Genomic DNA, 19,643 nt, shown 5'->3' on the forward strand with positions numbered 1-19,643 from the left:
CAGGGTGGCCTCACTTAAACAGCAGAGAAACGCTCAAAAGCACTTGTTATCGCTTCAACTTAAAAACATCTGCAAAAACACCATGCTCCTCAACTTTTCTGGCGGCATCCGGTGAATCATAAACCACTAAAAGAGAATTTGGCTGCCCCAAACAGGGAAAAAGTGCCAAACCTTCAGCGTGATCTGCACCCAGTATAAAAGGCAGATCGAATAAAACTTCTAACTGTCCCGACTCTTGTGAAAATAGACTGTTTCCTGAAAGTTCTAAGGCATTTTTCAAACGAAATAGTCTCAGATGACCTTCTAGATCCATAGTCGGGCCGGCAAGAATGATTAAATCTTTGCCATCGATACACAGTTCGCGCACCCCCAACCCATTCAGATGTAAAAAATGTTTTTTATACCGCTCACCTTGCGGGCCGATTTCTTTTAGGGCTAAAACTCCGGGGTAGGGTTCTTCAACTTCTATTTCTAAAATGATCGCCCAACCTCGCAACACCGGCCCGCGCAACCCAATGAAAACTTTATTTCCACGAACAGCTAATCCTTCGATATCAAACCCATTTTCTTTAGAGGGAATACCGGCTGCTATAAATGAACCGAGATGGCTGTCATTTTCTAAAATATTAAGCAGTGAGTCTGATTTTTGAAGGCATCCAGCCGTGAGTTTTTGTTCCGGGTTCTCTGGATGCGAACATGACTTAAACAATTGTTCATCAAAAACCGGAATTCGACCGAGTAAGTAACGGTTTAATTCGGTTTTAACTTCGGCCAATCTTTGAATATCTTTTTCGGAATCATTTCCCTTGGGTTGTTTACGCTTCGTACTGTGAGAACCGATAAACCAGAGATAGTGATTGGTATAATCCATCCCTTCAATATCAATTTCATCTTTATCATTAAAAAGCTCAATAAAATCTCCAATGTCAAATCGCTTATGGTCTCCAAAAATACAGGGTTCAAGCTGAGATAAACGCTCAATTGTTGTTGTTTCATCAGAAGCCACCCATAAGCTACCATCAGGCGTGACAGCGATTGCCGATAAATCTCCAATAATATCCGTAAATTCCGGAACAAAGCGAAGTAAAACGCGACTCAGTAAAAAACTTTCTGGCATAGCAACTTTATCCTTAAAATTGTTAGAGAATCGTTGGGAGTTACCGCTAGCATATCGAACAGTCAGGTTTTATAACCTATCCTTGGGTAGAGCTTTGATAAAAAGTTAGTAATTGGGTCTGGTTGCCGCAATATCTATCTTAAGAGGGATGTTCGCGCGTGTTCTGTATCGCATTTTATCGACTGCGATAGGATTGTGCTCGTGAGATTGTTTCCCTGTCAAAATGTGCCCTATTGCAACAAAAGCAGCAGCCGGCACCGGCAAGTCGGTTCACACCTTCCCTGAATATGAAGACGCCACAGATTGGAAGGCGCAATAACTAGAAAGTCTCGCTCTATCTAAAGAGGCACAAAACCGGCTTCCCCTATCGCCAGCCGAAGACAATCGCATCTCTCAAGCACGGCAGCAGTTTCCCCTGATGATGTCGGTGAGGTATGCCGGCTTGATAAACGGGCAAGAAACGATGATATCGAGCATCTGCCGGTCAGTCAAACCCGCCTCGGATTTGCAATTGCAGATTTTTGTTTGAAGGCATCAAGCTGGTGGAAGCGCTTCCTAGCCACTTGCTGCAATCTCCGCACTCACCCTGATAGCACGCCTCGGCATCCTTCGCGCAAACCCGACTCAATTATCGCTATATGGCATCAACTGCGGTGGGGATTGAATCTGTATGGGTGAATCCTAGTGCCCATCAAGCCTCACTGTCACTGGCTTTAAGAAAGTATAAAAAATGAATTTAAATCGATAATTTGTGCTATAATTCTGGACGAGAAGTAAGTTCGGCGGCAGTGTTTGTTATTTTTTGTTACAGGCGCATCTCCGGATCGAAATCTCTACACTATCTGATTTAAGTCTGGAGAGACTTTATGTCAATTTATGTAGGCAACCTATCCTACAAAGTTACCCAAGAAGACCTAACAAGCGTTTTTGCGGAATATGGAACCGTGAAGCGAGTTCAACTCCCCACTGACCGTGAAACCGGGCGGATGCGGGGTTTTGGTTTTGTAGAAATGGAAACCGAAGCCGAAGAAACTGCAGCTATTGAAGCTTTAGATGGTGCGGAGTGGATGGGCCGCGATCTAAAAGTGAACAAAGCCAAACCGCGTGAAGAAAACAAGCGGTCGGGTGGCGGCGGTGGCTGGGGAGATAAAAATCGCGGCGGATATTCTTCCCGACGTTATTAAGCTTTAGTCATAAAGCCTTCAATGCAGTTAATAAGGTGAACTTCTTGCCAGGGTCATTCAGTTCCGGTCACTAGGTTTTACCTCAGTCTTACACTCAAAGCGCTGAGATTTGCTTAGGGATCTGGGGCGTCAGCGATCAAGGGCGATGAGTCTGCGCCGTTTAGCGCAAATTCAGCCATTGAAAGCCAAGCCAAGAACTGAATGACCTTGAATTTTTGTTCTATCCTATTTCGCGGTTTGATTCACTTGGGTGAATGCAATCATCCAACAATAGTTCAACGCTTAGGAGTAGACAGAATGACCCAAATTATTCTGGGTGAAAATGAAGGAATTGAGTCAGCGCTGCGCCGGTTTAAGCGTGAAGTATCTAAAGAAGGCATTTTTGCTGATATGAAGCGCCAGCGTCACTTCGAGACGCCAATTGAGAAACGCAAGCGCAAAGCGATTGCCAGAAGGCGGAAGCGGCGATTTACCAGATAGCCAACAGCGCAGAATCGCAAATTACTGTAGCCATTTTCTCAAAATCTCATTTGACATCAAAAGTAGGGGCGAGTTTCGAGCGAGATTTAACAGTTAGAGTAAAAAGTGTATAGCTAAACCCGCCCCTACATCTCCATACTCTGATCCTGTTGAGTTAACAATCCTGCACATCGTAGAGAAGCATTGACGAGCCGTGACGCATCATCTCTAGTGCAGTGTAGATTGATATAATTAAAAGCTAGATGGAACCTCAAAACTCAAACGAGAACAAGTTAAAAAAGTTTCGCCTCATCTAGAAACTGTAATCGCTGAGTTTGACTCCTTATCTTATAGAATTCGACACAACTGGTTCAACCAGCAGTGTGATGTTATGAATTCCCTTAACAAGCACTCTTTGGCCGGGATTTAGGGTTAGTGAGCGCTCACATTTAGCCGGCCACCAGCTACCTCTAAACTTGACCCGTCCTGCCTTATACGGGCCTTCAATAATTTCTTCAACAATGGCTTCTTCCCCCGGCTTTCCTAACAAATGTCTGAGGTAGTAGTTCCTTCTTTTTCTATATTTAGGTTTAACTGCATTGTAGAGCTTAAAAGGGTTAAACATCGCTTTTGCTACCTTCTTGAAGTGAGAGAATTGTTAAAATTAAGCAAGTCGCATCAGAAATTCCGCCGAGGCTGTTTCAGTTCCTTCGCCGGCAGTAGTCTTCGTTAGAACAACATGAGTCGGATAATCGAACCGGCTGGGCATTGGGAAAAAGTAGGCTAAAAATTCCATGTGAACCTTCCTGAATGCGATGGTTCAACTTTACGAATTCCTCAATGCCTACAGTCTCGGCAACGTATCACTATCAAAGGTGGTTATCTCAATGGCATCTGGTGACGCTTCAGATAACGGTTTTTACTGCAATTTCAGTGGACACTTGAGTAAGTGGCAACCGTAAAGCGCTGTCTTTTCGCCGGCAAATGCACTTCACTTGATAACCCTACATTTGCAAGTGATTGACCCAAAAAACAATTGGATGTAAAGTTATTGCTCTAGTTTTTTAGCTAAAGGCGTGAAGATAGACCGGATCGATTTGCACAATATCAAGTCGGGAACCGTTAGCTGTCCTTAAGGTGCGAGTGCTGGTTGCCAAGGCTACAATTGCACAAAAAGCACCGGCAACAAGACTGACAGCCGGCATTAAAAATCGGCTGAACTCGATAACTCTATTGTTTTGCACTTCTCTTTTGCAAGCCGTGATTTTCACAAGAAATAAGAAAGGATAAAAATAACTGAAATTGATTGATATCAGGAACTGTGGCCTGTAATGAGATGCATCCTCTGGCTGTCATGTCGGTCATAATCTGGCTTTTGTTCCTTTTATAAAGCTCAGTTTTTGTACCTCAGCAGTTTTAGATTTTAGTTGAAAAAAAACGCGAAAACATCAGAATAAGTACGGATTAATTGGCAGTAAGACTTTTTCTCACAAAAAAAAGCCGGCAGTAAAATTTCCCGTTTTTCCCTACCCCCTTCCGAATCGTCACAGACACGATAGAACCCAATCCGGGATTTTCTATAAGGTAGCTGCAAGCACACTCTGCTGTTGCCATTCATGGGACAATCAACCAGCCGGACTCTACAGGCAACCGGAACGGCATCGATTGGGTTAAAATGTTGAGCTATTTTAAAAAATATCAAGCATCCGGCTTTCAGCGGTTGTCCCTACAAGCTCACCCTGCCTGCGTTACACGTACTCGACAACCATTTCGGCGCGACACCGGCTTCATCCGATTACAAAGTGTGAAGCTCGATGCAAGCAAACTCTGACGCTAACGTGGGTGCGAAGTTAGTACGCAAATCAGTTCGTCTCTTGATAAGACAAGGGAAAAGAGGTGAGAGGGTGAGGAATGCTTGGAGTTTGACAGCTAGCTGGCAATCGGAATTTGATGCACGTTGACAGGATAACCTGGAAAAGCTGCTTTACTGAACTTCAAAATTGGCTTGATCTTCACCTATTTATTTACAGTTCTTAATTTCTCTGTCAAGGCAGCGCAATTTTTCGCATCATTCAGATTGTTTCTAAGTGCTTATATCATTTGGTAGATGCTTAATAGTGGCGCTCGCTGCTAAGGTTAAAACATAAAGAACATTCGTCTTAGACATTCAAGGATTTAAAGCCATGAATAATATTCTTGCCTGGGTTATTTTAGGTTTAATTGCCGGCGCAATTGCTAAAGCCATATATCCGGGTTATCAAGGAGGTGGCATTCTTGCCACAATCTTGTTAGGTATTGTCGGAGCTTTTGTCGGTGGAACCTTGGCAACGTTCTTCTCAACAGGAACTCTCCAGTTAACAGCGACAACTTTTAGTATTCCCGGTCTTTTTGTTGCCGTTCTGGGTGCCTTAGTTGCTATCTGGTTGTGGCACATGATTAACCGCCGCGCCTATCGTTAAACCAGACTTCAAGGCGTCGCGGCTGAGCGGTGTGGGATTAGTAATAGAACAAAGAGCCGGCAAAGAGCAGAGGCGCGGGTGATTCCCTATTCTCCTGTGAATAATAATGATTTCATCAGTTGCATTATCCGCCCTTTCCCGGCACCAAAGAAGTTTATTCTGTTCTTTCAATGGCAATTTTGAGATGAGCAACCAGTGCGCCAATCGCACCAATTGCCGCTATGATTGGAAATAAACTGGTCGCAACAACTCCGCCAACAACTCCCACAGTCAGAGGAATTTCTATCAGGGCGCGTCCTTCATCAGTTTTAATAGTGATCCGCCGAATGTTGCCTTGGTGAATGAGTTCCTTGACTTTTGTAACGAGAGCCTCGCCAGTGATTGAGAATTCTTCTACCCGAACGTTTTCTGAAGAACGGGTTTCAGGTTCAACATTAATCGTTTCTAATCGAACAGTAGTATCTTCTTCAACCGGCGTTGAGTTGACTTCAACTGAATCGGAAGGGCGATTGTAAGGTGAATTCATATTTTAAGTCTCTGTGTTGGGGTTTCTTTCAGTATGAAAGTTTCTTTCAGTAAATGGCTGCTTCTTTAGATATATAATTATTGCCTTAGCCATTTTTTAAAACTTCTTACCTATGGATCACCCAATGTGAGCTTTGTGCCGGCAACATCGCCCCACCGCAATTGCCGGCTTTACCCCTAGTGAGTGGATTCTATCGCACTTCCCCAAATCTTAATTGTTGTGTCACGGCTGCCACCGGCTAAACTCGCTCCATCCGGGCTAAAAGCCACACACAAAACTTCATCACAATGCTCAGTTAAGGTGTTGAGCAAAGTTTGGTTGTTTAGATTCCAAAGTTTGATAGTGTGGTCACTACTGGCACTAGCTAACGTCTCTCCATCTGGGCTAACAGCGACAGACCAAACCCAATTAGTATGCCCCTCCAGAGTGCCAGTTAATTTCTGGTTTTCCAGATTCCAAATTTTAATCGTACAGTCACGGCTACCACTAATTAATGTCTTTCCATCAGGGCTAAAAGCAACTGAAAAAACTGAAGCTGAATGGCCGGTAAGCGTGTAGAGTAGTTTTTTTCTCTTCAGATCCCAAATCTTAATGGTGTTATCACGGCTGCCACTGGCTAAAATCTTGCCATCAGGGCTAAAAGCAACCGAAAAGACGGGTTCTAAATGGCCTTTCAGGGTACTAATTTGTTTCCTTTTTTCCCCATCCCAAATCTTAATCGTGCTATCAAAACTAGCACTAGCTAACGTCTTGCCATCCGGACTAAAAGCGACAGAGGAAACCCAATGAGAATGGCCTGTTAAGTTATTTTTAAGCTTTTCTGTATCAAGATCCCAAATCTTAATGTCACATTCATCGCTGCCACTGACTAGCGATGCTGACTGAACAGGGTTAAAGGTGACAGAGCGAACTGATTCGGAATGTAGTGTCAGGGTCTTTTTGAGTTGAACGATCTCCAGATCCCAAATTTTAATCGTCGTGTCATCACTGCTACTGGCTAAAGTCCTTCCATCTGGGCTAAAAGCGACCGAGAACACATCTTTAGAATGGTCAACGAGTGTTTGCAAACATTTCCATGTTTGCGGTTGTGTTGCACGGGGCCGGCTCAGCGAATGTGGCGGCTGCTGTTCTGCCGGCAGTATTTCTAAGGACAAGTTCTGATGCGTTAGGGCTTTGAGAATGGCTTTAGGCAGTTGGAAGAGGTGCCGGTGGGGCAAGTCCAAGGGAGGATGGTAAGGAACGGATGCAGACTGATCGGCGGCGATGGCCTTACTGAGTATGGAGTCGCTCATAGCTTTCATGAGAGTTTTTTGCTCCAAAAGAATCTTGATTCAAACCAAAACAACTCCTTTAACAGAGCAAATGGGGAGAATCCGGATTCTTTAGCTTTTCAATTATCTATATTTTATGAAATTTTTTATAAGAAAATCAAATTTTTATTAGCTCTTTACATATTCGAGTAGCTTTATCCGAATAAACACGTAAATATTTTTTCTTGGTCTCAATCACTCAGTAATTGCTCAGAGGTGAAGCACAGATGAGGCAGAATCGTTTGCAGCAACATTTTTAAGCTTAGTCGGTTCCGATGCTTTTTTCCAACGGCGCTTCCAAATCCCCACAAACAGTCACTTTTTGGGGTAGTTTATATTTTGTAAATTTTTTATTTAACTAACTTCTTGCCAAAAACTGCTTTCTGGCGTTTATTTACTTTTGCCGCGTCTAACCTGTTAAGCCGGTGAAGCAATCTAGGAAAAATTTATCTCATATTGATCTTAGGCAATTACGGAGGTGCAAGTGAGATCGCGCAGATGGCTTGATAAAATTTCATCCTGATTTCATTTTGCTGTGTCAAATATTAGAAAGGGATTTTCAATGCCGGCAATCCGCAACCGACTCGGCTTGGGAAGGTTTGAGCGAATAAAATTAAGAAGAAAACCGATTTCAAGGAAATTGTAGAAAAACGAATTTAATCTTTAAAAACGGAAACTAAAGGAGGGAAAAAGATGAAAGCTTTGCAGAAAAGTATAATAGGCTTAGGAAGTATAGGACTGATATTTCTGGCGGCTTGTGGCAATGAAACACCGGCAACCAATTCTAGTAACACGAATTCGGCGGTTGCAACCGCTAATCCTGCAACTTCTTCTTCGACAACGACAGCGACAACGACCACTACGACTCAGCCTAAATCAGAGGCATCTGCTAAAACAGATCATCCCCAAACTTCCCAAGGGGGTCAAGTTATAGAATCTGGACTCTATCATTTGGAATTGGTGCCGGTTTCGGAAGCAAATGGCACACATATCGATTTTTTCCTGCAAAAAGGTGACACTCACGAAGCTATCTCTGATGCTAAAGTAAGCGCTCAAATTCAGTTGCCGTCAGGGGAACAAAAAACTCTTGACCTCGACTATGATGCTGCCGGCAAGCACTATGCTGGTTTTCTACCAGAAAAAGCCACTGGAGAGTATAAGGTTGTTATGTTAACCGACATTAAGGGTGAAAAAACAAACGGTCGTTTCGCCTTTAATCGGTAATTTTTTAGTACAAGACAAAGGATGTAAAACCATGAACAAGAAAGCCAAAACTTATACGTTGATTGGGTTGTTAGCACCTCTGGTGATCGCAACAGGATTAAGCAGTTGCAACACTGAAACAAGTCAGGGCAATTTGACGCCGGCACCGGCTGCAACCACAACACCCGTCGTTTCTTCTAAAGCAGAAGCAAAAACTCAAATCGATCAAAAATTTATCGAAATGATGATTCCCCATCATCAAGGGGCAATAGAAATGGCAGAATTGGCTTTAACTAAAGCTAAACGACCTGAGATTAAAAAAATGGCTGAATCAATCATTCAAGATCAAAAACGAGAAATTCAGCAAATGCAAGGGTGGTACAAACAGTGGTACGGCAAAGAAATTGCTGTTTCATCCTCAATGGATCATTCTGCACATCAAGGGATGATGAGTATGGATATGATGGAGACGCATCTGCAAAACCTAAAAACTGCCTCTGACTTTGACAAGGAATTTGTTAGGCAAATGATTCCCCACCATGAAGGTGCCCTAATGATGGCGGAAATGGTTATTGACACTGGCGAACACGCCCAAATTCGTAATTTGGCAAAATCAATCATCGAAAGTCAAAGTGCAGAAATCAAGCAGATGCAACAATGGCAGCAAGCCTGGAAGTAAACAAACGTCAATAAACTGAAGATCAAAAACCTGGTTTGGTAGAAAAATCAGGTTTTAAGCTTTTCATTGAATGCTGTTTAACTTTGCCAGACAATATTTTGCACTTATCTTATAAATTGAGAGTGAGCTGTCTTGTACTTTTTGTTCTGAGGCTTAGGACGAATGGCAAATGAGAGTTATAGCGCTCTTATCTGATTTGTGGACATCGTGAAGCGTTCACAATAAAAAGTTACTGTCATTGCTTGACTCTCCTCCTAACTGGAGTGTTTATGATGTGATTAAGAAGACAAATTTATTGGAGCTTTAATCATGATTCTGACAAAACAGACTAAGGCAATCATCAGTGCAGCAGGTATTAGTTTGGTATTGCTAGCGCTAACTGCGGGCGCTAGTCTAGCAGCAGAAGGCGACTCCCAAACGAGCGGCGGCTGCCCTTGCTGCAAAGAGATGATGAAAGAAGGATCTCACTAGCAGCCTGGATGGCCGGCACTGTTAAAATGAGCCGAATGATGCTGCCTAAATAGGTAGAAAATATAGAAACCCGTTGAACTTAAAAAAACAGGTTTCTTAACCGTTTTTTTGCAGTTGTAACAAAATTGGCTTTAATAGCATTAATTTTTAAATTAATCTATTTTATACAATAAATTGATACTTACAAATAATGTTCAGCTATGATTCTAAGCTGCTGATTTACATCAGAAGCTTGGAGTATTAACCGTGACAGAGGAAAAATCTATTTTTATGAGGGTTATCCTAGTCGAAGATGAGCCAGATTTGGGTGCGGCAATTAAGCGCACTCTCAATCAAGAAGCGTATGTGGTTGATTGGGCGCAAGATGGCGATGAAGCTTGGGGTTATTTAGAAAGTCAGTGGACAGAATACTCGCTGGGAATTTTTGATTGGTTGCTGCCTGGGGTGTCGGGATTGGAGTTATGTAAACGACTGCGAAAGCGGCATAATTTCATGCCGGTGCTGATGCTAACCGCAAAAGATCGTATGGAAGATAAAGTCGCTGGATTGGATGCCGGCGCGGATGATTATTTAGTGAAGCCTTTTGGCATGGCAGAATTGTTGGCGCGGTTGCGTGCACTACAGAGGCGATCTCCCCAAATTCAATCCCAACAGTTGCACTTTGGCAATTTCACGTTAGATTATGGCACCCGCACGCTTTGTTTTCAAGAGGCTGCCGGTGAGCCGCAAATTATTTCTTTGACAAACAAAGAATTTCAGTTGTTAGAGTATTTTATTAGGCACCCCAATCAAATTGTTACCCGCGATCAACTGCTCAATCAACTGTGGGAATTAGGTGCGGAACCGGCAAGTAATGTCGTGGCAGCTCAGATGCGTCTGTTGCGACGCAAACTGCAAGAATATGGCTACGCTCAGCTAATAGAAACTGTTTATGGGCTAGGATATCGTTTTAATCCGGCAAACTAAGCCCCATAAATTTGACAGGCTCGGCTTTTAAAAATTCGTTGCCGCGACACAGGGGTGCGTGTAGAAAAGCACTGCATAGCGGTAACCAGCACTTCTAGGTAACTAAATTATTGCTCTATTAATTCTGCATCCCCTTTCATTTCGTCTATTTCAAACCAATTAATAAAAACTCCTGCGAGGGGAATCGCGATAAAAATGCCAAGCAGCCCTGCGGCTCTCCCCCCTACCAACAATGCAAAAAACACAACAACGGGATGAATATTCAGTGAATTTTGCATGATTCTTGGATAAATTATATTATCTTGGATCTGCTGAAGAACGATGCAAGCAAGAAAAACTTTAAGCGCTAGCCAAACATTTTGCGAGAGGACAATAAAAGAAATTAAAGTAATCCCTAAAGTCGCTCCAATCCCTGGAATTAAGTCAAAAATTCCAATCAATACTGCCAAAATTAAAGGAAAATTTACGTTTAAAAGTAGAAAAATTATAAAAGTCGAAGTAACTAAAAATAACATTAACAGAATTTGGCCTTTAAAAAATCCTAAAAAGTTGCGCTCAACAATCATGTTTAAGCGCTTGTGTAAATGACGAGGAATCACTTTAAGCAAAAGTTCCCACAGTCTTTTTCCATCTAAAAGCATAAAAAAAGACACAACCATAATTAATATAAAATTCAACAAATTTGCTAAAAATATTTGTAAAATAGCCATACTTGAAACAACGCCGGCTAAAGCTTGAGTCCGCAGTTGTTCTTCCACAACACGCAAATTCACTTGAAGACTTCGCGCTCGCAAAAAGTTTTCTATCCGTTCTGAGAGTGGGGCGAGAGCGTTGACAAAGTCAGTGACGCTATCAATCAATTGCTGCCCTTGGGATAAAAGTGCGACACCTACGGTAACAGTCATACCGCCAATCACCAAAAAGCCCAGCAAAAAAACAACGCCAACTGCGGCTCCGTGAGGTAAAAACCGGCGCAGCCATCTCACGGGATAGCTCAGCAAAAAAGCAAGAATTGCTGCAATTGTAAAAACAACAATAACCGTTTCAAAATACTGTAAAAGCCGCAGGCCAGCCCATCCAGCAGCAAAGAATAGTAAAAAACGAATTAATGCTAAGTTACTTAGCCTATCCCAAAAATTTTTAGTAGCAGGATTACTCATTTTTATCACCGGCCCTGAATAAATATATGAAATAGTTTTTTATGTAACAGACATTTAAGCACTGGCAAAATGGCCAGCAACTTTAACAGCACTCGTCGTGGGTACAGAAGAAATTTAATAAGCCCATAATGGCCGGCAATTCCTGCCCGCTTTTGAGTCCTATTAATTGAAAACTCTAACAGCAGCCGATTAGACCACTATCCTCAGAATAAATTAACACCAAGGGCGGCTTTGGCAAATCTATCGCCCGGTACATCTAGCTTTTGCCTCTCCCTGCGTCTGGGTGGCTGCAAATTTTACTGTTCAGATATATTTTCACTCAGTAATCTATTGGCTTGTGTATCGCAGACATCTAATGCTTGTTGGCTGCAAGCATCGAATATTCACCTCGAACTTTTCAGCCAAAAGCCGGCAGTCTCACCCCACAAAATCCGTTGTTCCCCAAATTGCAGCCAGAACCGCACAAAAAAGGGGCCGACAAACAGCCCGCCCCACAAGACATTCAGGGGAGTCTCTCCCTTGTTGCCCCGATTCTACAAACCGTTGCGGCCCCAGACCACCATTGCAATAGAGAACGTGAATACAACTAGCAGCGAAGTCCAACCAAGCGTCAGAATATCCATAGCTATGCCTTAAGAAAAACCGTCCAAAATAACTCCAAGCCTTATATTATGTCAATTTGAGCCATCTCGGTCAGTGACATTATCGTGAACAACTCCTCAGAACTCGATCTCGCAGCAGAACGTATAGAATCGCTCAAAGCCGGCATCTTGTCTGCTTTTGCCTTATTGCTGGCTTTTGGTGCAATCACCGCGATTAATCAGCTAATCTTGGCCAAGCAGTTTGACCCCCTTGTCGGTTTGCAGATCGCAACTGTCGATATTCATTTGCTCATTAGTAGCGCAGTTGCGTGGCTGAGTGGCTTTCTCTTTGGCATCACTTACCGCTACATTATCCGGCAAGACAATAATTCTCACCTTCAAGAGGGCGCGGTGCTCGCCTTCGGACTGGTGCGCGGATTGGCCCAGCTAGATGTGGGACTGAAGTTTCAGGACAGCTTTTGGCCATTTGTCGTTCTGGCGCTGGAGAGTGTGCTGCTGTTTGCGATCGCCCGTTTCACCCTCGACTTGGCCATTCAGAGCCGGTGGGTTAAGCCTTTTAAATGAGCCGGTGAATTTGAAAGGCTTAACCCCTATCCGCTTAAGTGTGAGGGAAGGGAACAAAATCTTCCCTTAAAAACCCTTTTTTAAACCGGCTAGGGGGATTTCAAAACAGCAAAAAGAAAAGTCTATTTTGCCGGCACACTTAATTTAACTTAAATTCTGCGAACTCTGGCTGACCGTACATCATATTGCGATCAACTGCTGACAAAATTTTATTATTTGCCGCTTCTGAAGCCAGACACTGACACACTAAATGCGCCACATCCGCCCGATGAATGGTGCCGGCAACCCGATGATCTTCGGTGAGGATGCCATTGCCGGTTGCCGGTTCCGATTTTAACCCGCCCGGTCGAATAATCGTGTAAGTCAGTCCACTATTGATCAAATGTTGCTCAGCTTTTTCTTTCTCAACTAAAACCGGCCCTAAAGTTTGTAAAGCTTGCGGCGGCAATGCTACCACACTATCGCCGGCACCAATTGAAGAAACCAAAATAAACTTTTGCACACCTGCTTTCACGGCAGCATCAATCAGGTTTTTATTGCCTAAATAATCCGCTCTTTCCCCCTCTTTGGGCAAACCGCCAATTGTGCTAATCACGGCATAAACCGGCTCATCTCCCTGCATCGCCTGCTCAACAGCCGCCACATCCAAAGCATCGCCCATCGCGACTTTAAGACCCATCGATTCCAGTTGAGTTCGGTTTGTCTCGCTTCTCAGTAGTGCTTTCACCTTCACCGCTTGGTTCATCAAACAGAAAGCGATTTGCTCACCCACTCCCCGACTCGCGCCGGCTAGAAAAACATAAGATTATGTTGTCATTTTCTCATCCTTTAGTTAACCCTTCTTGATCACAATATACAATAGTGCCGGTGTTAACTTGCCGATCAGATGTAGGTTGGGTTGACATAGGAACCCTCCGTTTCACTTCGCCCAACCTATGATCATGGGTTTGCCCTTGAATCATATTAAATACATACGCAAACACTGCTGCTGCCCTATTCCAATCCAACACTAGACCTATTAAAAAATTTTAAAAGCCCACTGTTAAACGCATTAAATTATTAACTTAATCTGCGCTTATCTGCATTTATCTGCGCTTTAAAGATAAAAAAAGTAGATTAAATTTTTAACACTGACATCGAATAATTTATACAGTATTATCTTAAAAATACATTAATTTCATGAATGACTTTTACGCCCCACAATAACCAGCCAAGATTGCTGTTCACAGGGCAATCCCGGCGGGCGATAATAATGATGCAAAATCTCGAAACCGGCAGTTTCTAAACAAGGAGAGAGGGTTTCATATTCCCAGCCGGCAACGTAGCGATAGCCGGTAGGACGTGCACTGTAACCCTCCGTATCGCCGCGACACAGCGACATCACAATTGCACCACCGGCAACTAGGGAGTTGTGCAAATTCTTCAGTACCTTTACCATTTGGCTGCTAGGAACGTGAATCAGCGACGCATTCGCAAAAATCCCATCAAACGTTGCCTGGGGTAGATCCAGACTCAAAAACGACTGCTGCCAAACCTCACAACCGGCTGCCTGCTGCGCCATTTCCACAAATGCCGGTGTCGCATCCAAACCAATCACCGTATGTCCCTGACCTTTGAACGCCACCAAATCGCGTCCAGGGCCACAACCCACATCCAGAATTTTACCGGGATTTCTGGGCATTGCTGCAACTAATGCCTCCCGATTTTGGGACACATCATGATCCCAAGTGCCGGCGCGAAACGATTCAGCCGTTAATTGGTACTCCGCGATTGTCAGTTGTTCGTGTTTCTCCAAAGTTCCGCACCCTTTTGAACCTCACTCACATCTTACTCTGCCGTTCTCCCACTCGCCTGAAGCTCACTTTTTATCCTGCCGGTGAGTAAATAAGTTGTCATCTTTCCTTTGCCTTTAATTTCCATTACACCCCGTTCTTGGAAGGCAAATTTATCTTGCAAACGTTCGTATGTGCTTTCTGTGACTTGAATTGCACCTGGAATACCGTGAGATTCCATGCGGCTAGCAGTATTCACCGCATCACCCCAGAGGTCATAAATAAACTTTTTCGTGCCAATTACGCCTGCAACAACCGGCCCGGTATTGATGCCAATGCGGATGCTAAGTTTGGCTTTGTACTTGGCATTAAATTGCTTGATTTCCTGTTGCATATCCAGCGCCATTTCAGCAATCGCTTCAGCATGATACGGGCGCTGGGTGGGAAGGCCGCCGGCCACCATATAACTGTCACCAATTGTCTTGATTTTTTCTAAGCTGTATTTCTCACTTAATTGGTCAAATCCTGAGAAAACTTCATTAAGAACATTCACTAATTCTGTTGGAGAAATTTGCTCAGACAATTGCGTAAAACCAACAAGATCAGCAAAAAGAACGGTGACTTCTCCAAACCAATCGGCTATTGTATGGTGTCCTTGTTTCAACTGATCGGCAATCGGCTGGGGCAAGATATTCAGCAACAATCGCTCGGATTTTTCTTGTTCTAAGGTTAGTTCTTGATTGGTTTCTTGCAATTGTGCAGTGCGTTCTACAACGCGCCTTTCTAACTCTTTAGAAGTTTGACGCAGCCGGCCAATGACCAGCGTCAATCCTGAAAGTGCCAGCACAGATAATATGCTTAACATGGCGAAGGTTCCCCCTAAGCCGGTGCGCGTCTTAGCGATAAAGCTATCGAGGGGAGTAACAATTTCTAAAATTCCCCGCACATCTCCCACTTTCCAATCTTTTTTAGGACTATCGGGGTGAGTATTATGACAGCCAACGCAGTTAGGTTTAAGGGTGTCTGCCTCTGCATATCGGAAGGAAGGCCGGCCTTGATAATTTTCGATGCGAGCAAATGTTTCTTTAGGATATTGTCTCAAATATTGCAGTGCTTCTTGTTCAAATTTATCTTTTGCGCTGCCTTCCTCTTTTCGCCAGGGAAAGGGATAGTCACTATATACTCGGACTGACATTCCATTATTTTTTTCACTAAGACTGTGACCGAGTTCTAGCAAGTACGTTGCCGGCACAGGAATTCCCCCGGTGTACTTTGGATAGTCGTGGGTAACAGTTACGCCCTTAATGTCTTTTAAACGATCTACAGTTTCTGAAGTATAGAGTGTGCGTGCCTCTTTCATCGCTTGAGCATAGAGGGCGGCATTCTGGCGTGCTTGTGATTCAATTAAATCCGACGAGAGACGGGACATATTCGACATCGCCACCGCAACGCCGGCGCAAAATAAAATGGCCAAAATCAGAATAATTCGCTTATACAGCAGGCGTGTGAAGGTAGCTAAAAATTTATCAATTAACTGGCGCATAGCATTCCCAACACAAAGGGGTTTCTTGCTTTATCCTTTCACAGCTTTAAAGCATCTCCGCAGAATTACGGTGAATCTTAATAACTTCAGAAAAATCCAGCCGGCCAATACTCGGAGTCATTCCGTAAATTTAGCTACCATATTTTTGGTAGTTGTCACCCCCATTAGCGATTGTGAATTCGAGTTTAACGTCTCAACCAAACGATCACCCCCCTCAAACACCGACAGCCGCAGGCAAACAGATATTTCCCGGCGAAGTATTTGGCAATACGGCTGATTTTGATGCCGGCATCCGCCAACTTTTGCCGCGATACGATGAAATGCTCGATACAATTGTCCGCTGTATTCCCAGCAACAGCCTTCGCATCCTTGAACTTGGCTGTGGTACCGGCGAACTTAGTCTGAAAATCCTTAACCGCTATCCCACTGCCCAGTTAGTCGCTGTGGATTATTCGCCCCGGATGCTTGAATTTGCCCAGGAAAAAATCCACGCAGCGGGATATGCCGGCAGAGTCACTTGGGTTGAAGCTGATTTTGGTGAATTGGCAAACAATCAAAAATCGATGGGAGAGGGTTTTGATTGCGCTGTTTCTTCCCTCGCCATTCACCATCTCAGGGATGAGATGAAGTTGAAATTATTGGATTGGATTAACCAAAATCTGAATACCGGCGGCTGTTTCTGGAATGCTGATCCGATTTTGCCTGAATTGCCGGCAATGGCGGAAGTTTATAAAGCCGTACGTGAGGAGTGGGCAAGCACTCAGGGAAAAAGCCTGGCAGAGGTTCGCGCCAAGATCGGCAACAGCACCCCACAGGGACATTCTAATCCCGATCAATTAGCCACTTTAATGGCTCATTTAGAAATGCTAAAAACGGCAGGATTTGAGCCGGTTGCCGTTCCTTGGAAATATTACGGCTTGGCTGTTTTTGGCGGATTTAAACCCTAGAAATAAACGACAAAAAAACTTTATCAAAAAGGAATCTGAGTAAACGGATTGAGTATAATAGGGTCGTTGCTCCGGCTTCTCAAAGATTGAGGTCGGACAATCCGGGATGATCATCAGGACGACGACCTAATATCCAGTGATATTTGCGCTCACTCTCCTGAATTGGCAGGTCGTTGATGCTGGCAAGACGCCACCGCATGAATCCGTGTTCGTCGAATTCCCAATTTTCATTGCCGTAGGAACGGAACCAGTTGCCGGCATCATCATGCCATTCGTAAGCAAACCGGACAGCAATTCGGTTGTCCCGAAAAGCCCAAAGCTCTTTGATCAAACGGTAGTCCAATTCTTTAAGCCACTTACGCGTCAAGAACTGTACGATCGCTTCACGACCAGATAGAAATTCTGAGCGGTTGCGCCAAACGCTATCCGACGTGTAAGCGAGTGATACTTGTTCTGGGTTACGTGTGTTCCAAGCATCTTCTGCAATTCGGACTTTTTGGATGGCGGATTCATGATCGAAAGGCGGCAGGGGTAGTCGAGGATTTTCGGGTTTGTTCATAGCATGGTGCTGTAAAACTAGCATTTCAAGCGTTTCTATGAGCTAGCCCCAACTTAAAGGGGCGATTTCCTCTGGTTTATTCCTCCCTGCTTGAGTGCTTTGAGTTCAGGGGAAAGTGAACGATACACAGTCCGCTTGCAACATGACCAACCGCTTTTAGGGCACTTCAAATCTGAGCCATACCGCCATCGACAAACAGCTCGATGCCGTTAACAAAGCTGCTATCGTCACAAGCGAGAAAGACAACGGCTTTGGCAATCTCATCGGGCGTCCCGACTCTTCCCAGGGGGATAATGTTGGCTTGGCTGTCTATGAATTCCTGCACCTGCTCATCACTCACTCCCAGGGCATTGTAAGCAGGAGTAGGAACCACGCCAGGACTAATGGCGTTAACCCGAATTTTGCGCTCTTTGAGGTCGAGCATCCAATTACGGGCAAACGAGCGCACGGCGGCTTTGGTCGCGCTGTAAACACTGAAGGCTGGGGTGCCTACCGTAGTCGTCTGAGAGGCGTTGAGGATGATGGAAGCGCCCTCTGGCATCAGAGGCAGTGCCTTCTGCACGGTGAACAGCAGACCTTTGACGTTCGTGTTGAAGGTTTTGTCAAAGTGTTCTTCTGTAATTGCTCCGAGTGGGGCGAACTCTCCACCGCCGGCATTGGCAAAGACGACATCAAGGTGTCCTTGCTCTTGCTCGATTGTGGCGAATAGGCGATCAAGGTCTGCCAGATTAGAGACATCGCTCTGAACACCCGTGACGTTTTCACCAATCTCTTTGACGGCGGCATCCAGTTCAGCTTGGCGACGACCTGTGATGAAGATATATGCACCTTCGGCGACAAAGCGCTTAGCAGTGGCAAGACCGATGCCGCTGGTGCCGCCGGTGACAAGAGCGACTTTTCCTTCTAGTTTTTTCATGATGATGAGTCCTGTGATTATTGACTTTGAAAGAGTCGTCCGCAACGGGTTGCGAAAACACGAGAACTGACCCTCGTTATGTAATGTTTAATACTAAATCCGGTTGACTCAGACTCTTTGTTTCAGGCTCGAACCCTTGATGCAGCCAGGGTTAATCAGTAGGCTAATCATAACCGGATTTGGTATGACACAGACTCAATAGGTCGGCACAGGTTGTCAAAGTCCGCATCGGCGGATAGCGTAGCGTTGCGCCAACAATTTTCAATCGCCTGGGACTTCTAGCTAAAAAATTCCCAACCGGCACCCCGATAGCCAAAATTAAACGTATCAGGATGCAAAATTTCTGCCAAAATTTCTAGGGAATCAACTAGCCGTGGCCCTGGCCGGTTAAAGTATGAATTGCCATCTGTGATATAAACTTTGCCGGTTTTAACAGCTTGCAAATTTTGCCATTCTGGTTTTTTAATTAATGGCGCGGCATCTTGGCGCGTGCGTTCCAAATCAAAACCGCAAGGCATAAAAATAATCACTTCTGGATCGGCGGCTGCTAATTCTTCCCATTTCAACCAAGGAGAATGTTTGCCGGCTACCCCAAAAACTGACTCCCCACCGGCAAGGGAAACTAATTCGGGAATCCAGTTACCGGCAGCCATCAAAGGTTCCGTCCATTCGATACAAGCAACGGTGGGTAAATGACCCCTCACCAATGAAGAAACCGCTTCAACACGAGACTTTAACTGCTCAATTACCGGCTGACTGTCAACCTTAAGATTGCCGGCAACCCGTTCGATATCTTCCCAAACCTCCGCTAAAAGATCCGGCTGTAAGGAAATAATTTGGGGTTGAATGCGGAGAGATTTACTAACAGCCTCTTCAACATCTTGCAACGTGCAAGCACAAACATCGCACTGCGCTTGGGTGATAATGTGGGTGGGGTTCAGTTGCTCTAAAACATCCGTTTTTATTTCATAAACACTGAGGGCCGATTTCAATAAATCTGTGACGCGATCATGGATTTCCCGACTGCTGCCTTCAGGATTCATTTTAGGCTGCGTACACACCGGCAACTGCTCAACGCCTACTGGAAAATCGCATTCATGGGATCGCCCCACAAGCGCGTCCGCCAAACCTAATGAGGCGACAATCTCAGTTGCACTGGGTAAGAGAGAAACGATTCTCAACGGTTCGCTGTTCATAGTTTACGGT

Annotated in this window: 20 protein-coding genes and 3 pseudogenes; 8 read left to right on the top strand and 15 right to left on the bottom strand. The window is 44.4% G+C overall.

The annotated features are described in order from the left end of the window. Positions 1-46: 46 nt before the first annotated feature. On the bottom strand, positions 47-1,117 hold the full coding sequence (locus tag H6F73_RS15000) for a DUF3616 domain-containing protein (protein WP_190759491.1): 1,071 nt from the start codon (positions 1,115-1,117) through the stop codon (positions 47-49). Between the two features lie 866 nt (positions 1,118-1,983). Between H6F73_RS15000 and H6F73_RS15005 the strand changes: the two genes are divergently transcribed. Next, positions 1,984-2,301, top strand: coding sequence for an RNA-binding protein (locus H6F73_RS15005; protein WP_190669374.1), 318 nt, complete (start codon positions 1,984-1,986; stop codon positions 2,299-2,301). Between the two features lie 297 nt (positions 2,302-2,598). Next, the gene (gene rpsU, locus H6F73_RS15010; protein WP_190669376.1) at positions 2,599-2,781 is read left to right on the top strand and encodes a 30S ribosomal protein S21; all 183 of its coding nucleotides are present in this window, start codon (positions 2,599-2,601) and stop codon (positions 2,779-2,781) included. Between the two features lie 322 nt (positions 2,782-3,103). Here the strand turns inward: rpsU and H6F73_RS15015 are convergent, their stop codons facing one another. The 3 genes from H6F73_RS15015 to H6F73_RS15020 form a co-directional block, all read right to left on the bottom strand. Further along, positions 3,104-3,385 carry an NfeD family protein gene (locus H6F73_RS15015; protein ID WP_190759492.1) on the bottom strand — a complete coding sequence of 94 codons (282 nt, stop codon included), beginning with the start codon at positions 3,383-3,385 and terminating at the stop codon, positions 3,104-3,106. A gap of 39 nt (positions 3,386-3,424) precedes the next feature. Further along, complete coding sequence (locus H6F73_RS27035) at positions 3,425-3,556, bottom strand: hypothetical protein (RefSeq protein WP_277882612.1); 132 nt, start codon at positions 3,554-3,556, stop codon at positions 3,425-3,427. Between the two features lie 268 nt (positions 3,557-3,824). Continuing rightward, entirely contained in the window at positions 3,825-4,004 is a 180-nt protein-coding gene (locus tag H6F73_RS15020; protein WP_190759493.1) for a hypothetical protein, read from the bottom strand. A 939-nt stretch (positions 4,005-4,943) separates the two neighbouring features. On the opposite strand from H6F73_RS15020, the gene H6F73_RS15025 reads away from it, so the two are divergent. After that, positions 4,944-5,219 (top strand): GlsB/YeaQ/YmgE family stress response membrane protein, encoded by a 276-nt coding sequence (locus H6F73_RS15025; protein ID WP_190759494.1) that lies wholly within the window; start codon positions 4,944-4,946, stop codon positions 5,217-5,219. A 154-nt stretch (positions 5,220-5,373) separates the two neighbouring features. Here the strand turns inward: H6F73_RS15025 and H6F73_RS15030 are convergent, their stop codons facing one another. Together H6F73_RS15030 and H6F73_RS15035 are read right to left on the bottom strand one after the other, a co-directional pair. Continuing rightward, a complete protein-coding gene (locus tag H6F73_RS15030) occupies positions 5,374-5,745 on the bottom strand; it encodes a DUF4342 domain-containing protein (RefSeq protein ID WP_190759495.1) in 372 nt (123 codons plus the stop codon). 176 nt (positions 5,746-5,921) lie between these two features. Next, a complete protein-coding gene (locus H6F73_RS15035) occupies positions 5,922-7,037 on the bottom strand; it encodes a WD40 repeat domain-containing protein (protein ID WP_190759496.1) in 1,116 nt (371 codons plus the stop codon). A gap of 711 nt (positions 7,038-7,748) precedes the next feature. On the opposite strand from H6F73_RS15035, the gene H6F73_RS15040 reads away from it, so the two are divergent. From H6F73_RS15040 to rppA, 3 genes are all read left to right on the top strand, one after another. After that, positions 7,749-8,279 (top strand): hypothetical protein, encoded by a 531-nt coding sequence (locus H6F73_RS15040; RefSeq protein WP_190759497.1) that lies wholly within the window; start codon positions 7,749-7,751, stop codon positions 8,277-8,279. A gap of 31 nt (positions 8,280-8,310) precedes the next feature. After that, on the top strand, positions 8,311-8,937 hold the full coding sequence (locus H6F73_RS15045) for a DUF305 domain-containing protein (protein WP_190759498.1): 627 nt from the start codon (positions 8,311-8,313) through the stop codon (positions 8,935-8,937). 741 nt (positions 8,938-9,678) lie between these two features. After that, positions 9,679-10,374 carry a two-component system response regulator RppA gene (rppA, locus tag H6F73_RS15050; RefSeq protein ID WP_190759499.1) on the top strand — a complete coding sequence of 232 codons (696 nt, stop codon included), beginning with the start codon at positions 9,679-9,681 and terminating at the stop codon, positions 10,372-10,374. A gap of 107 nt (positions 10,375-10,481) precedes the next feature. Here rppA and H6F73_RS15055 read toward each other — a convergent pair whose 3' ends face one another. Both H6F73_RS15055 and petN read right to left on the bottom strand, forming a co-directional pair. Further along, complete coding sequence (locus H6F73_RS15055; protein ID WP_190759500.1) at positions 10,482-11,534, bottom strand: AI-2E family transporter; 1,053 nt, start codon at positions 11,532-11,534, stop codon at positions 10,482-10,484. 533 nt (positions 11,535-12,067) lie between these two features. Continuing rightward, positions 12,068-12,157 carry a cytochrome b6-f complex subunit PetN gene (gene petN / locus H6F73_RS15060; protein ID WP_190669395.1) on the bottom strand — a complete coding sequence of 30 codons (90 nt, stop codon included), beginning with the start codon at positions 12,155-12,157 and terminating at the stop codon, positions 12,068-12,070. An 84-nt stretch (positions 12,158-12,241) separates the two neighbouring features. On the opposite strand from petN, the gene H6F73_RS15065 reads away from it, so the two are divergent. After that, the gene (locus tag H6F73_RS15065) at positions 12,242-12,700 is read left to right on the top strand and encodes a hypothetical protein (RefSeq protein WP_190759501.1); all 459 of its coding nucleotides are present in this window, start codon (positions 12,242-12,244) and stop codon (positions 12,698-12,700) included. A gap of 139 nt (positions 12,701-12,839) precedes the next feature. On the opposite strand, the pseudogene H6F73_RS15070 reads toward H6F73_RS15065, so the two are convergent. The 4 genes and pseudogenes from H6F73_RS15070 to H6F73_RS27285 all read right to left on the bottom strand — a co-directional run. Beyond that, a pseudogene (locus H6F73_RS15070) lies at positions 12,840-13,484 on the bottom strand (SDR family oxidoreductase); the annotation flags it as partial. 393 nt (positions 13,485-13,877) lie between these two features. Next, positions 13,878-14,495, bottom strand: a complete 618-nt coding sequence (locus tag H6F73_RS15075) for a class I SAM-dependent methyltransferase (RefSeq protein WP_190759502.1) — start codon at positions 14,493-14,495, stop codon at positions 13,878-13,880. A 32-nt stretch (positions 14,496-14,527) separates the two neighbouring features. Continuing rightward, positions 14,528-15,268, bottom strand: a pseudogene (locus H6F73_RS27280) (adenylate/guanylate cyclase domain-containing protein); the annotation flags it as partial. Between the two features lie 132 nt (positions 15,269-15,400). Further along, positions 15,401-16,015: pseudogene (locus tag H6F73_RS27285) on the bottom strand (DUF3365 domain-containing protein); the annotation flags it as partial. A 173-nt stretch (positions 16,016-16,188) separates the two neighbouring features. Here H6F73_RS27285 and H6F73_RS15085 point away from each other — a divergent pair. Further along, positions 16,189-16,962: a methyltransferase domain-containing protein gene (locus H6F73_RS15085; RefSeq protein ID WP_347239540.1), complete on the top strand. Its 774-nt coding sequence runs from the start codon at positions 16,189-16,191 to the stop codon at positions 16,960-16,962. A gap of 79 nt (positions 16,963-17,041) precedes the next feature. Here H6F73_RS15085 and H6F73_RS15090 read toward each other — a convergent pair whose 3' ends face one another. From H6F73_RS15090 to H6F73_RS15100, 3 genes are all read right to left on the bottom strand, one after another. Continuing rightward, a complete protein-coding gene (locus H6F73_RS15090) occupies positions 17,042-17,521 on the bottom strand; it encodes a nuclear transport factor 2 family protein (protein WP_190759504.1) in 480 nt (159 codons plus the stop codon). A 166-nt stretch (positions 17,522-17,687) separates the two neighbouring features. Beyond that, entirely contained in the window at positions 17,688-18,437 is a 750-nt protein-coding gene (locus tag H6F73_RS15095; RefSeq protein WP_190759505.1) for an SDR family oxidoreductase, read from the bottom strand. Positions 18,438-18,715: 278 nt separating this feature from the next. Further along, positions 18,716-19,633 carry a cobalamin-binding protein gene (locus H6F73_RS15100; protein WP_190759506.1) on the bottom strand — a complete coding sequence of 306 codons (918 nt, stop codon included), beginning with the start codon at positions 19,631-19,633 and terminating at the stop codon, positions 18,716-18,718. Positions 19,634-19,643 lie beyond the last annotated feature (10 nt).

The sequence above is a fragment of the Microcoleus sp. FACHB-68 genome (genome assembly GCF_014695715.1).
GTDB lineage: Bacteria > Cyanobacteriota > Cyanobacteriia > Cyanobacteriales > Oscillatoriaceae > FACHB-68.

Bases quoted from the DNA above. Each gene is read 5' to 3' on its own strand.
- H6F73_RS15040 (WP_190759497.1), top strand. From the start codon at position 7,749: ATGAAAGCTTTGCAGAAAAGTATAATAGGCTTAGGAAGTATAGGACTG.
- H6F73_RS15025 (WP_190759494.1), top strand. From the start codon at position 4,944: ATGAATAATATTCTTGCCTGGGTTATTTTAGGTTTAATTGCCGGCGCA.
- rppA (WP_190759499.1), top strand. From the start codon at position 9,679: ATGAGGGTTATCCTAGTCGAAGATGAGCCAGATTTGGGTGCGGCAATT.
- petN (WP_190669395.1), bottom strand. From the start codon at position 12,157: ATGGATATTCTGACGCTTGGTTGGACTTCGCTGCTAGTTGTATTCACG.
- H6F73_RS15100 (WP_190759506.1), bottom strand. From the start codon at position 19,633: ATGAACAGCGAACCGTTGAGAATCGTTTCTCTCTTACCCAGTGCAACT.
- H6F73_RS15015 (WP_190759492.1), bottom strand. From the start codon at position 3,385: ATGTTTAACCCTTTTAAGCTCTACAATGCAGTTAAACCTAAATATAGA.
- H6F73_RS15035 (WP_190759496.1), bottom strand. From the start codon at position 7,037: ATGAGCGACTCCATACTCAGTAAGGCCATCGCCGCCGATCAGTCTGCA.
- H6F73_RS15045 (WP_190759498.1), top strand. From the start codon at position 8,311: ATGAACAAGAAAGCCAAAACTTATACGTTGATTGGGTTGTTAGCACCT.
- H6F73_RS15030 (WP_190759495.1), bottom strand. From the start codon at position 5,745: ATGAATTCACCTTACAATCGCCCTTCCGATTCAGTTGAAGTCAACTCA.
- H6F73_RS15005 (WP_190669374.1), top strand. From the start codon at position 1,984: ATGTCAATTTATGTAGGCAACCTATCCTACAAAGTTACCCAAGAAGAC.
- H6F73_RS15090 (WP_190759504.1), bottom strand. From the start codon at position 17,521: ATGAACAAACCCGAAAATCCTCGACTACCCCTGCCGCCTTTCGATCAT.
- H6F73_RS15055 (WP_190759500.1), bottom strand. From the start codon at position 11,534: ATGAGTAATCCTGCTACTAAAAATTTTTGGGATAGGCTAAGTAACTTA.
- H6F73_RS27035 (WP_277882612.1), bottom strand. From the start codon at position 3,556: ATGGAATTTTTAGCCTACTTTTTCCCAATGCCCAGCCGGTTCGATTAT.
- rpsU (WP_190669376.1), top strand. From the start codon at position 2,599: ATGACCCAAATTATTCTGGGTGAAAATGAAGGAATTGAGTCAGCGCTG.
- H6F73_RS15000 (WP_190759491.1), bottom strand. From the start codon at position 1,117: ATGCCAGAAAGTTTTTTACTGAGTCGCGTTTTACTTCGCTTTGTTCCG.
- H6F73_RS15095 (WP_190759505.1), bottom strand. From the start codon at position 18,437: ATGAAAAAACTAGAAGGAAAAGTCGCTCTTGTCACCGGCGGCACCAGC.